At 30.7% G+C, this 13,056-nt stretch carries 12 protein-coding genes and 2 pseudogenes; 3 read left to right on the forward strand and 11 right to left on the reverse strand.

Features of this window, described 5'->3' with window-relative positions:
* The 3 genes from ACFVQC_RS21300 to ACFVQC_RS21310 all read right to left on the reverse strand — a co-directional run.
* The coding region (locus tag ACFVQC_RS21300; protein ID WP_377899191.1) for a collagen-binding domain-containing protein at positions 1 to 1,439 on the reverse strand (1,439 nt) is incomplete at its 3' end.
* A 148-nt stretch (positions 1,440 to 1,587) separates the two neighbouring features.
* Positions 1,588 to 2,391 (reverse strand): class C sortase, encoded by an 804-nt coding sequence (locus ACFVQC_RS21305; protein ID WP_377899192.1) that lies wholly within the window; start codon positions 2,389 to 2,391, stop codon positions 1,588 to 1,590.
* A 92-nt stretch (positions 2,392 to 2,483) separates the two neighbouring features.
* Entirely contained in the window at positions 2,484 to 4,145 is a 1,662-nt protein-coding gene (locus tag ACFVQC_RS21310) for a SpaA isopeptide-forming pilin-related protein (protein ID WP_377899193.1), read from the reverse strand.
* A gap of 593 nt (positions 4,146 to 4,738) precedes the next feature.
* On the opposite strand from ACFVQC_RS21310, the gene ACFVQC_RS21315 reads away from it, so the two are divergent.
* Entirely contained in the window at positions 4,739 to 5,965 is a 1,227-nt protein-coding gene (locus ACFVQC_RS21315; protein ID WP_377899194.1) for an AraC family transcriptional regulator, read from the forward strand.
* A gap of 337 nt (positions 5,966 to 6,302) precedes the next feature.
* Here the strand turns inward: ACFVQC_RS21315 and ACFVQC_RS21320 are convergent.
* Positions 6,303 to 6,665 (reverse strand): annotated as a pseudogene (locus ACFVQC_RS21320) (hypothetical protein); the annotation flags it as partial.
* 5 nt (positions 6,666 to 6,670) lie between these two features.
* Here ACFVQC_RS21320 and ACFVQC_RS21325 point away from each other — a divergent pair.
* Positions 6,671 to 7,134, forward strand: a pseudogene (locus tag ACFVQC_RS21325) (condensation domain-containing protein); the annotation flags it as partial.
* A gap of 291 nt (positions 7,135 to 7,425) precedes the next feature.
* On the opposite strand, the gene ACFVQC_RS21330 reads toward ACFVQC_RS21325, so the two are convergent.
* Complete coding sequence (locus ACFVQC_RS21330; protein WP_377899195.1) at positions 7,426 to 7,800, reverse strand: hypothetical protein; 375 nt, start codon at positions 7,798 to 7,800, stop codon at positions 7,426 to 7,428.
* A 165-nt stretch (positions 7,801 to 7,965) separates the two neighbouring features.
* Here ACFVQC_RS21330 and ACFVQC_RS21335 point away from each other — a divergent pair, with 165 nt between their 5' ends.
* Positions 7,966 to 8,124, forward strand: coding sequence for a hypothetical protein (locus ACFVQC_RS21335; protein ID WP_002065550.1), 159 nt, complete (start codon positions 7,966 to 7,968; stop codon positions 8,122 to 8,124).
* A gap of 566 nt (positions 8,125 to 8,690) precedes the next feature.
* On the opposite strand, the gene ACFVQC_RS21340 is transcribed toward ACFVQC_RS21335, so the two are convergent.
* From ACFVQC_RS21340 to yqeK, 6 genes are read right to left on the reverse strand one after another with little or no spacing between them, the layout of a single operon-like run.
* Entirely contained in the window at positions 8,691 to 9,539 is an 849-nt protein-coding gene (locus tag ACFVQC_RS21340; RefSeq protein ID WP_377896327.1) for a GNAT family N-acetyltransferase, read from the reverse strand.
* Between the two features lie 27 nt (positions 9,540 to 9,566).
* Positions 9,567 to 10,307 carry a class I SAM-dependent methyltransferase gene (locus ACFVQC_RS21345; RefSeq protein WP_377899196.1) on the reverse strand — a complete coding sequence of 247 codons (741 nt, stop codon included), beginning with the start codon at positions 10,305 to 10,307 and terminating at the stop codon, positions 9,567 to 9,569.
* A gap of 14 nt (positions 10,308 to 10,321) precedes the next feature.
* Positions 10,322 to 10,957 carry an SDR family oxidoreductase gene (locus tag ACFVQC_RS21350; RefSeq protein ID WP_377899197.1) on the reverse strand — a complete coding sequence of 212 codons (636 nt, stop codon included), beginning with the start codon at positions 10,955 to 10,957 and terminating at the stop codon, positions 10,322 to 10,324.
* A gap of 16 nt (positions 10,958 to 10,973) precedes the next feature.
* Complete coding sequence (mtnN, locus tag ACFVQC_RS21355) at positions 10,974 to 11,711, reverse strand: 5'-methylthioadenosine/S-adenosylhomocysteine nucleosidase (protein ID WP_002147784.1); 738 nt, start codon at positions 11,709 to 11,711, stop codon at positions 10,974 to 10,976.
* Positions 11,708 to 12,382: a DUF3885 domain-containing protein gene (locus ACFVQC_RS21360; protein ID WP_377899198.1), complete on the reverse strand. Its 675-nt coding sequence runs from the start codon at positions 12,380 to 12,382 to the stop codon at positions 11,708 to 11,710. Before ACFVQC_RS21360 ends, mtnN begins: the two co-directional genes overlap by 4 nt.
* 13 nt (positions 12,383 to 12,395) lie before the next feature.
* Positions 12,396 to 13,004, reverse strand: coding sequence for a bis(5'-nucleosyl)-tetraphosphatase (symmetrical) YqeK (yqeK, locus tag ACFVQC_RS21365; protein ID WP_219918570.1), 609 nt, complete (start codon positions 13,002 to 13,004; stop codon positions 12,396 to 12,398).
* Positions 13,005 to 13,056 lie beyond the last annotated feature (52 nt).

Raw genomic sequence — 13,056 nt, forward strand, 5'->3', positions numbered from 1 at the left:
ATTGGTAAATCTTTAGATATCGCTTCTCCTTTTTCATCTGTTATTAGCTCTCCAACTATTTTTCCGTTTGAATCTTCTATATGAAACTTTGCTCCTGCTAGCTTTTTATTTTTATCGTTTGTATCTACTTTCTCAAGCTTTATTTTCCCTATTGGATCTGGCAATTTTTTATTTCCTATTTTCATTTCTATTACTTTATCTTTTTCTATTTTTACAGCTACTTTATCTTTCAATAATTCGTAACCTTTAGGCGCTTCTACTTCCACTAGGCAATAGTTTTCTATTGGTAAATCTTTAGATATCGCTTCTCCTTTTTCATCTGTTATTAGCTCTCCAACTATTTTTCCGTTTGAATCTTCTATATGAAACTTTGCTCCCACTAATTTTTTATCATCATTATTACTATCTACTTTTTTTATTTTTATTTTCCCAGTACTAGGCTTGTTCCAATGTTTCCAGTTAAATTTGAAATTGTGAAATTCGAATCCACCAGTTTGTTGCACTGCACCGACAAATGCTTGTCCATTAATTGAACCGCCTTTTGTTTCTAATACAGCATTTGGAGCAAATACACTTCCAACAACACCATACCCCTCTGCTGTGATTTTTTTCGCATTAGGAAATACCCAAATCACTTTCCCATATAGCTCAGTAAACGGTGAATCAGGAGAATAGGGTTGTGATGTAGGAATTATATCCGTAGCCCTTCCTATTTTATTTGTGTCATATAGAATAGACCCATTTTTAAATGTAACCTCTCTTGCATCCGAATGCATAACAATAAAATCTTTGTCCTTAGCATTGGGTAAAAATACATCTCTTATTTCTAAATTTATTTTCCCTGTCAATTCTGATGAAACATAAATATTAGGATTATTTATCTCTTTTCCGATGCCAAAACTCATATTTGGAATTGGGGTATTCGTTTTATATTGACCTGCATCTTGATTGACTTGGTTTACTATGTTACGGAACTCATTGAATTTCGCATCAATTTCTTGTTTTTCTTTATAAACAATACGATCATAAGAAGATTGTATTGTACGATCTGGATCACTCTCTTTTGTCATAACGACTATTCCGTTTTGAATGATAAAAGATTCCTCTCTTGATTTTTTAAATTTTCCAGACAATAACAAGGACGGATATCCCTCATCACTCCATTTTTCACCAACTATATTAGATGTACCTGCCGCTGCACCTACAATCGTATAACCTGATGCATCCATATCACCTTGAACTGCGATTGCACCTTCAACGTCTCCACCAACTGCTTTATGGTTACCAAAGATAACTGCATTATAACGCGATATATCACCTAAACCTTCTAAGTCTACCGTGGATCCATAAACTTCTTTTGGTACATATATAACAAAACTTACACATATCATTAACAAAACCATTAAATGAATACTTACCAGCTTTAATCGTAGCCTCAATTTCCTTGTTCCCACCTTTACCGTATTTTTTCTACAGTCAAAAAAAGTGAACTTTAATCAGTGCGGATTTACTTCATCCTTTCTATACCTTCCTTACTTATCCCTAAATTAATGGATCCACTGCCCATTATTGTGGGATACATACAATCTATCTAGTTATTTTTTTCTTATAAATTACGACTAGAAACGCACATAACAATAGGATTGGAACTATTACCGTCCACTTATTAAACATAAATACCTCTGTACTTATTTCTTGTTTTTCTTTCTGATTGAACTCTACACGCTCACCTCGAACGAGCAATCTATTTGTATTTACTCCATAAGGCGTACATGTAATTAATGTAGTAAAATCTTTATTTTCCACAATTTGCAAATCTTCCGTTTCGTGTGGTAAAACTACTTTAATTTGATCTACTTTATAGGCAAGAATTTTGTCTAAAGAGTGAATATAAAAAAGATCTCCTTCACTCAACTTATCTAAATCTGAAAATAACTTTGCTGATGGTAAACCACGATGCCCGGTTAAAATAGTGTGCGTATTCTCTCCACCTACCGGGAGTGACGAATAATCTAAATGACCTATCCCCCGACTCAATACTTCTTCAGAGGTACCTTGATAAATTGGCAGTTTTATTTTAATTTTCGATATTTCAATATACCCCATTACATCGCCTAAATTTAACGCATCGGCATACGCTTGTTGATTACTATTTTCCTCAGCAAATGGATCTACAAATGTTTTCGTAGAAGTTTGAACTTGTTTATTATATTCGGCTGCTTCTTTTTCCCTACGTTCAATTTCTTTCTTTTGTAGCGCTTTAATCTTCTTATCATAAGAACTAATCTCAGAATAATGAGCACGGGTCGCCAACCAATTACTAATAGTAGGATATAAAAAAATACCTAATCCAAATAAAAAAATACCTCCTAAAACAAGATTTCGTTTCATATTTCCACCTCTGTATATACTAAAATATCGAAAAGAGGAAAGCATTTTGCTTCTCCCCTTTTCACATCACATGGTTACATGTTCCTAAAACTTTATTTATTAGCAAACTTTTTTCTAAAGAAAACAAACGCTGCTGTAACCATTAACGCAAGGCCTAGTACAGTAAAAAGAGTCGTTCCTATCCCACCTGTCACTGGAAGAATCCATCCACTTTTATTATTTTCTATCGCTAATTTAACCGATTGATTATTTTCGCCAATCTTTACATTAATTGGGTCTTTTAATAATTGATAAGAAGCTGTTGTACCATCTTCTTTTGTATATGTTGGTGCTTTCGTTTCAAAAATTTGATAGTCTCCGTATGGAATGTTAGACCATTTAATAACACCATTTTCATCTGATACACCTATCACTTCTTTTCCTGCTACAACAACTATTTTCCCATTTTTATCTTTAAGTACAAACTCTGCACCTTTTAATTTCTTCTTATCATCACCATCAATTTTTGTTAACTCAATCATTCCAGTTGTCGGAACAACAACTACTGGTTTAGATTCTTTTTCTCCAATTACATCATTTTTATTTGTAAAATCATTTTTTGCTGTATTTAAAATTTCCGAACTAGATGGTACTCCTTCTTTTACTTGTGATTTAATTTGTAAATGAAATTCTTTTTTACCATCTAATTTTGTAAAATCTTTTACTGTAGCTATTACCTTTTGACCTTCTACAGCTACATCTACAATGCTTGCATTTACTTCCGCTCCATCAATCTTCACGATTGGCTTTCCTTGAATCACTAAACGATTGTCCAAAGTATCTGTTACCACATATTTTTTGTATTCTTTAATGTCTTCTGGAATTAATGTTTTAATATCATAATTGTAATTAGTTAACGGATTTATTGGTAACGCTTCCAAATTTCCGTTAATCTTTTTATCAATAGTTGGTTCTTCATAGTTTTTCACTTCTACTTTAACTACTGTACCAGAAGTAATTGTTCCATCTTCATTAATTGTTCCGGAGTTCTTAATAAAAAACTCGCGTTTAGTTGGATCTATTACATAGCCTTTCGGAGCTTTTGTTTCTTGGAAATAGTATTCTCCATACTCTAATCCTTGCACACGAATATGACCATTAGCATCCGTTACTAACTCTTTTTTCACTTCTGTGCCATCTTTTTTAAATACAGAGAATGCTGCACCCGCTAATCCTTTATCGTTTGCACCAGTTTTTATTAAATCAACTGCACCGCGTTTAATCTCATTTTTTGGATACATATGAACATCATAGTTTAACACCTTACCCTCTTTATTCGTTAATGGAATATCTACTGTATACGTATTTGGATTTAGGTTAACATGTGGAGGACCTGCCACCTCTTTCACTTCATAACGTCCTAGCGGAAGATCTTTTAATACAGCTTGTCCGTTATCATCAGTTACTACTTTAGATGGAGTTGCCCCCGTTACAGGTTTCACATCTTCTTTCACGATTTTCCCATCATTTGAAATTTTTTCAAACGACACAACCCTTTTTACTTCAAACGTTACACCTTTTAACGGTTTCGCATTTGTTGGAACCTCTTGATTTGCGGAGCCATCACCTTCTACTCCTGTTGTTCCATCTTTTTCTTGTTCGTACTTATGAATCGTTAAAGAACCTTTGGTTGGTGAAGCTGCCTTTACTAATACACTAGACCACGCTGAAAACGTTAAGAAAACAACTAGAAGCACACTTAATATTTTTTTCATTTCTCTATTATCCCCTTTACTACTTCTATCATTTTAAAAATCTATTTTTTACTATTACCATCTAAAGATACAATAGTGTACAAAGTATTAGCCTTGAACGAATAACATAAAACATAGTTGTCTCAATACCCCATTGTTTACAATCACTTATTCACTGTTCTTATTTCTACTATTACGTTGTCTCCCCGTATGATATATGTAATCTTCTCTCCTACATTTCACTTATGTCTCTACTTCAAAAATCATTACAATTGTTGCATAGTAGCTTTCATCGCTAATTTTTACTAATTACTTAGCGTCAATTCGTTAATCTCCCCCTCTTATCTCAATTTGAATCCAATCTTAAACATTTTTTGATACATGTTAGCAGTAACTAGCAAATAAGTGTGATGATTCATATTTTATGCTACTCCTCAAAACAACTACCTGTATATTCAAATAATATGTGCTATTCATGTTAAATTATGGTATTATTCTTAGAAGTTTATAATTTTTATTTATATTTTTTATTGATAAAGTTTTTCCGTTTCTACTTATGAAAAAAGGAATATGTGTTTATTCAACTATTACGCACAACTGTAAGGAGGAAGAATATGACTAAAAAGCTCAGTCTAGTTGAGATAGAGTACATTTGCAATATGTTTTTCCAATCTTTTGAAGTTCCAGTTTGTTTTTTAGATTGCAACAAAAATATTCTTTTAGCTTTTACATCAAAAAATGATTCACTTTTGTTGTATACATCAAAGATAGAACAGTTACATATGCTTTATCAGAAAAATGATTCATATAATTCTCCCATCTTCAGGACTCACCAACATCTAGGGCACTTCATTTTAATTCACATAAAGAGCGATTATATGGTGAACGGCACTGTTATTATTGGACCTGTAACAGATGTAAGCTTTTCTAAAAACGAAACGGATAGCAGCTTTAATTTTATGCCGAATTATAAAAAAACAAGAGACTATTACTTTTCATTGTCACTCAAAGATCAATATTTCTTTGTAAATATGGCGATTTTGTTCCATAACATTCTTTATAAAAAAATTTCAGATGTAAGTACCTTTTCAAATAACAGTGACTCATTTCATGTAAGTCCTAGCAGTATCTTAAACGATGATGTATATATTTCAATGCAAAAAAATGAATCTATCTGTAATAATTTGTATTTAGAGCAACAACTACTTGGGGCTATAGAAAACGGGGATAAAGAAACAGTACTCAAATATTATTATGTATTTCAACAAGAGACTCTTTCATCCTTATCTTCATTCCATCAATTAAGACGACATAAAAACATTTGTATTTCATCCATTACACTCGCTACTAGATATGCGATAAAAGGAGGGCTTCCATCCGGGATTGCTTACAAGATTTATGATCTACACATCCAAAGAACAGAAAATTTAAAAGACAAAGAATCTGTTTGGCATTTATTAAAAAATGTTTTCTGTACTTTTGCAGACCGTGTAAAGGCACAAAAAACACAGCAGCATTCACAGACTATTGCTATTTGCAAAAACTATATTTTCAAAAATATTTACAATCCAATATCTGTTAAACAACTTGCTACATTTTCAAACGTGAATTCGGATTATTTATCTATATTATTTAAAAAAGAAGTTGGCATTTCATTAAGTGAATATATTCAACGTGAACGAATCGAAGAAGCAAAAAAATTATTAACTTTCACAACCTATTCCTTATCTGACATCTGTGCTTCACTCAATTTTACTGATCAAAGCTACTTCACTAAAATTTTTAAAAAATTCACCAACGAAACACCTGGTAAATACCGAAAATCTCATGTTGTCATATAAGGTGAAACATCCATCAACATTAGGATTCAAACTATTCTTGAAGTGAAAAACACGTTACTATTCTTTCATTTTAATGAGAATAGTAACGTGTTTTATATGTAATATATTTCTTTATACAGAGTAGCATGATCATCCAAGAGAAAAATGTTGCGGAAGCCAAATGCCCCCATAACAACTACACTATATATATTAAGAACTTAAGTTTTCAAAAACCACGAAGACTTACAAGCCTTCGTGGTTTTTGAAATATACATATTGTTACACTAGTGATTGAATTAATTAATACGCGTCTAATACTTAGTATGTATGACTTTTGTAGTTCAAAAGACTTGTTTCTCTAAAGATGTTTTTCATACAAACTTTCAGATTCTAAAAAATCCATAAATTTCTTGTAATGTGTCACGGTTCTTTCTAAAGCAATCATTAAAACAAAAATAAAATAAATTGCTTGTACTCCATTCATATGATTAAAGAGTGATTCAAATATATATACTATACTTGCAATCATAGAACAAAACCATAAATAAAATTTCATTTTCATCTTTTTAATTTTTTGATTAGTTGTCTTGCAAGGTTGCCCATGAACTCTTATAAACAAATAAGTTGCTGTATGCAAAATAATAATTGAAAATTGGAAACTTCGACTGTCCTCCGCACTAAATTCAGAGAAATCTATTTCTAATGAATGTAATACTATCCACTTACCCAAAAATGTCCATACGGCGGTTAAGCCATGAGCAAACTCTACGCCTAATCCAATGGACAAAAGCACAACAGGCTACCCTGCATACTTCCGATCCTTATCGCATTTCACTATGTATGCAGAACCTCGCATCGCAGGAATGGAGTTACTGGCAAATATAAAACTATCTAAGGTTAAGGAAATGTATAAACAGCAATACGAACAGGCTTTACAAATGGAAATAGCGTTGCCATTACTTACAAATTTCAGATCAATAGCAGATAAACCTATTAAGTTTGGTAAAGTTCAAGCTGAAGACGGGTATATGACATCACCTATTATGTATAGACCATTCTTTACAATGGTAGCAAGCTCTTATAATGGAAGACTTACATTTACGATTGGTTATCATACACCGGATACATCAAAAGAAAAGGTAGAGCGATTTTTAGAAAGTGTGCTCAATCAACTATCAGAATTGTCATAGGAGTATTACCTCACTCTCAACAAAATATCTCATTATAGATTTTCGTACCAAATAAACCCTATCCTGTTTCAATTTTCTAATCTTTCTACTTTTAATTTGTATTAATAAATGAAGTCGTATAAAAGAGAAGAACATAACAAAATATTTTAAATATAAAGATTTAAATTTCATTGTAAGAAGGTGACTTCTGTAATTAACAAAAGTCACCTTCTTACAATAAATTCGTAATACGTATTATCTCTAAAATATTTATAATGTATTATTTTTATATAACAAAGAAAAAATTATTCATTAACGAGCATTTTCCAATACTTTTATTAGGTCATTTATATTTTCAATTTTCTGTTGAAATTGATCAAGGCTGCTATGTAGCAATGAAGGATTCTTATCTTCTCTTGAAATAACTTGCTTTAATTCGTGTTCTAATTTATCATATGCATCAAAGAAATTATCAAATTCTACACTTACAAGTTCTTCATTTTCACGATAAAATCTTTTTGCTTCTATATAGGTCATATATGATTTATTTAAAAATCCTAATGAAATTAAATATTTCGAAGTGTTTTCTTGATAAATAGCAATATCACATGCTGTTTTAATATCAGAATAAGTCTTTTGTATGAAAGATTGTAATTCAATAATCTTAAACTTTAATTCATTATGCATTTAATTCCCTCCTGTATTATCTATTCTACATAATATAAGAATATTATACAAAGTAAAATTTCATCCTGAAAGTGATATTTAAAAAGATAACTTAAAAGGTTTAAAATTCAAAAAAACCTTTAGTGTTTATATAATAAATTGAATATGTAATTAGGAGTAGATATAATGCCAGAAACATTAGAACTCATTCTTTTCATACTTATAGCAATTAGTGCTGTGGGTTATCTAATAAAAGATTTTCAAAAACCTAAGAAAAGAACACTTGGAATTTCATTAGAATGTTTATTTTTTTCTGGTCAATTTGGAGAATATCGACTATCATAATTTAATTTATATAATCCCTCTCCTCTGGATACATCTTAATATTCAATTCATACTGCAAGCATCCCATTTCTTAATCATGTTCCTTGAATGAAGCAGTTAACTTTTGCTAGCTGCTCTTTTCTTTGTAACCATTATAAACAAATTTCCATATAATATAGTCATTCCTTTTTTATAAATTAAGCTCGTCACTTGGATTATAAAAATGGGATTATATCCTATAGATTTTTTTAGAATCATCCATAATTTATTTCTGAAAAAGTGTTTTGTTTTACTGAAAGGTGGTTGCGGAAACAACTGCCTTTTTATTTTGAAAAAAATATTTTTTTATATTACTATTTTCTGCTTTCTGGAACAGTTTTATAATTTCTAACCTTCTTCCTCGTTTTCAATTCAATATGTAATATTTCTTTATTTTAATGTCACTTTATAAATTACCTTCTAATAAAAAGACCTCCACATATAGTATGTAGGGAGATTATTCACAGATTGTTTACAGATAATAGGTGAGAAACATTTTACACTCATAATACAAAAATAAAAAGCGAAAAGAATAATCCCTTCTGCTTTTATAGTAACAAATACATTTCATACTGGGATAAAGAATTCTTCTCAAATCCACATTTCTTTAAAAAACCTTCAAGTAAACTATTATTAGGAAATCCAATTGTTAAACTGGTTAACTTCAGTTCTTTAATTGCTACTTGTAATAATTTTGTCCCAATACTACTATTTCTATAATCTTTGTCTACAAAAATAAAACTAATTTTACCTTGTTCATTTACACATACAGAGCCTTTTAATCTATTATTGATATATGCCCCATAAAATGTATTATTTGTTTTTTCAATATAATCAATATCATTTTGCCAATTTATATGGAAGTTTAACCATTTCTGAATTTCAACTTTAAAAGTTGGAAACTCTAATTGTTTTACTCCAATACCCTTACAATCTTTATTCATTATTTTAGTCAAATCATTTAAATTATAATAAGAAAGATCGTACACTTTTTCATAGCCTAATTTGTTATAAAAATGAATCGCTCGGTCGTTGCCCACAATGACTTCAAGAGAAAGTTGTTTACACCCATTTTGAATCGCCTCTTCTTTATGCAGTTCAAACAGCTTTTGACTAATACCAACACCGCGATAATTAGGATGGATAGCTAACGTTCCGCAGCGCATTGTTTTTATACTTTCATAAACTTTTATACCACCAAGTATTACACCAACAGATTTATCACCATCTAAAGCAAGAAAGGAGTGTTCTAACGAATTGCCTTCTGGCCCAAAAAACCTTTTTATAAAATCTTCTTTTGAAACTTCCATTTTAATAATGTAATCTGAAAATCCATCCTTAAAAGCTTCATACACTAAATCTATACTTAGTTCACTACATTTTTTGTATTGAATCATATAAGTATACTCCTCTGCTATGACTTGTTATATACTACATTCAAACACATGAAATGAATTCCCTTCACCATATCCATCCTTTATTTCATGAACAACAATTTGACTAAATCCATTAGCAATAAGTATATTTTCAAATTCTTTTAAATCATATAGTCTTATAGGAAAATCCATAATCTCAGTTTCTGCTATTTTCTCATCATGAATAACTTCATATTTTAGTTTAATATTTAAAAGTTTTTGTGCCTCATCATATGACACTTTTCTATACTCAAAAATTAATTCATTGTTAATTTCTTTTCTATTTGTCTCTATCCAATCTAGAATTTGTTCTGTTTCACTTCCACCTTGTACAATAGTAAGAAGTAATTTTCCATTTTCTTTTAAGCCATTTTTCATATTTTGAAGACTAATATCCACTAAATTATTTGGTAAAAGAGAGAATGATCCAATAGGAATCATTATAAGATCGTATTTTTTATCACTATGGTATTCTTCTATTCTTACTTGTGACACAACCGGTTTTAAGTTTAATTTTTCTGCTTTATCTTTACAAACTTTAAGCATATCTTTCGAAATATCAAATCCTTCTATATTCACACCATTTTGCATAAAAGGAATTAACATTCTACCATTTCCACACATCGGTTCTAACACTGCCATGTTTTTGTCTTTTGCAAACGAAAGATAGAAATCTAATTCTTTTCCAACAGCAATTGGTTTATCACTTTCATATATTTTTGTACAAAGCTCTCCATAATACGTAATCAATGTTATTTCACCTCTTAATTTGGAATAAATGGACATTTCCCTACATATGTCTTACTATTTATTTGTTTTAAAACAAACGGTGCAATATCTCCATTTTGAATTTTCATTCCTGGCATATCTACTAAACTCTCTTTTATATTTTCAATGTCATTTCCCTCTATAACAAATGGTAATCTAACAATTGTCCAATCTACATCACTACTTTGTATAATTTCCAATTCTTTATATTTATCCCTCATCATCTTTGGAAGAAATAATTGAAACAAATTAGCCCCTATTTTATTTACAATTCCCTTCTTATCTCCTTCTACATTTAAGGAGCCTCCAGAAATAAGAATATAACGTTTTATTTCATATTCTTTCATTACTTTTAAAATATGCTTCGTAACTGTGCTAAAAATATAAGGTTCATTTTTCGGTTGTCCCACCGCATTAATTACAGCCCTACAACCTTTAAGTAATTCTTGTATTGTAGAAAAATCACGGGCATCCCCAATGATAGTCTCTATATTTTCATTAGTTATCGGCATATTTTTAGAAGTTCTCGTTAATATTTTTGCTTGATATCCCTTTTCTAACGCATGATTTACGATGAATTTTCCAGCTTTACCATTCGCACCAAGAATTGCTATTTTATTTGTAGTTTCCAATATTAAAACCCTCTAACTATCTATTATTTACTACAGTAATCTCATAAACACGTAAAAAAGTAATTAAATGCTCACATGCTCGTTCACATGCTAACATTTTAAAAATTTTTTGTTCTTCTTTCGTTTTATCATTCGCTTGATCCGAAGCGGCTTTTAAACATAAAAAAGGTTTTTTATTTATATGGCACACATAAGCGAACGCTGCCACTTCTTGATCAACCGCTAAAGCACCGTATACAGTATGCAGTAAATATCTCATTTCTGAACTACGAACACGCTGATCTCCAGATAAGAACGTACCGAAATGAACAGGATCAAAAGACCTTATTTTCTTTATTCTTCTTACTAGTGATCTTGTTGTTTCAATAGGTGCTGTTCTACCGTCGTATAAATTAAAAACATCTTCCCCTGAGCCAGCAGCAGTAACATCGTGCTGGATTGTGTTAAGTGCCACTACAATATGGCCATTTTTCACCTTATTTGATAGACTTCCGCATATCCCTGTCATAAATAACTCATCTGGTTGAAACTCACTAATTAACAATTGTACACAACTAGCACAACTTACTTTACCAACACCAGTAATAACTGAAATAACTTCCAATTCGTTAATAGTATGAAAATAGAATTCCCAAGCTGCTCTTTTTTCAACACGTTCACTTGGATAATGTTGATGCAAATACGTAAGCTCTGGTTCCCATGCAGATACAATTGCAATACGTTTCATTACACACTTCACTTCCCCTATTATCATTTAAACAAATCATCTATACTCTCTCGTTCATAATCTGGAATCCACTCTTTGTACTTCTCATATAAATCCCGTATCATTTCTTTATTCTTCGCGATTACTTCACATCCTCTATCATCATAAATAAACATGATAATATCCTTTGTTACATTTATAAAAAATACATCTGGATATGAAATTTCTTTTTTTCGTCCTAGGCGTGGACGTAGGTCTGGGAAATCTTCATGATTAGCAGCTTCAATAAGCGGTTCATATTTAATATCTTCCGCAAGACATTTTAAAGAAAATTGAGATGTACAATATAAGTCGGCTTCTTCATCTTCAAATAGAAAAGGTAATGTTTCTTGTCTTATATGAAACTTTAAATCCCTCTTTTTAATAAATCTATTATATACATTTATTTTCTGCGGATTTTTTATATTTTCCTGTTTAAATCGATAAACATTTGTGACTAAAAAGACGGTATCTTTTTTTGAAAATATATCTTCAAATAAGTATTTATTACATGTATATAGTTGAGAGAAGTATTCCATGTTTAAATCGTCGGTTCCTTCTACATTTTGGTATTTATCTTTTCCAAAATCAAAATGTAGATGAGTTTCCCACTGAAAGTATATGTACGGTACTAACGTAACTCCTGGAAATGTTTGATTCATATATTCTTTAAACTGCATTTTTATACCCTTTCTACTCTACAATTTCTTTTAAATGCCAATATGCTTCTTCTAGCCACGGATGTATGACTTTTAATGTATCTTTTCTTTCCCACAAATATGAAATATATACAAAAGCAGCATGTTCTAAAGATTTTTCTAATCCATTTTTTATGCCTACTAAGTATGATGGTGTCCCAATTTGATCCCATTCTATTTTATCTGCAACAAATAACACTAAATCCAAATTCGTTGCATGTTTACGCAGTGTAGTATGGCAACAAATTGCACCTAAAATCTCTTCATCTTCCACTTTAAATATCTCTTTTGCGATTACTCTCGATAGTTTTTGATGAATAATCATTGGAAATTTCCGTTCTTCTTGTAATATTTCGATTCCAAATGCTTCAGCAACTTTAATCCGTTCCTCGTTAGGAAAGATTGCACTTATATCATGTAAATACCCTGCAATTTCTGCTTTTTCTTCATTTTCATGAAACATTATCGCTATTCTTCGCGCTTCATTTGCCACACGAATTGAATGTTTATATGTAAATTCTTTATTGTATTTTAATAGAAACTCTTTTATATCATGTTCTATTTTCCCAGTTGGAGTAAATGAACATATTTCATTATATAACACGTTAATCTCCTCCTTATTACGCTCCTTCAATATAATAGGAAATTCAAATAAC

The sequence above is a fragment of the Bacillus sp. NPDC057893 genome (genome assembly GCF_042796455.1).
GTDB lineage: Bacteria > Bacillota > Bacilli > Bacillales > Bacillaceae_G > Bacillus_A.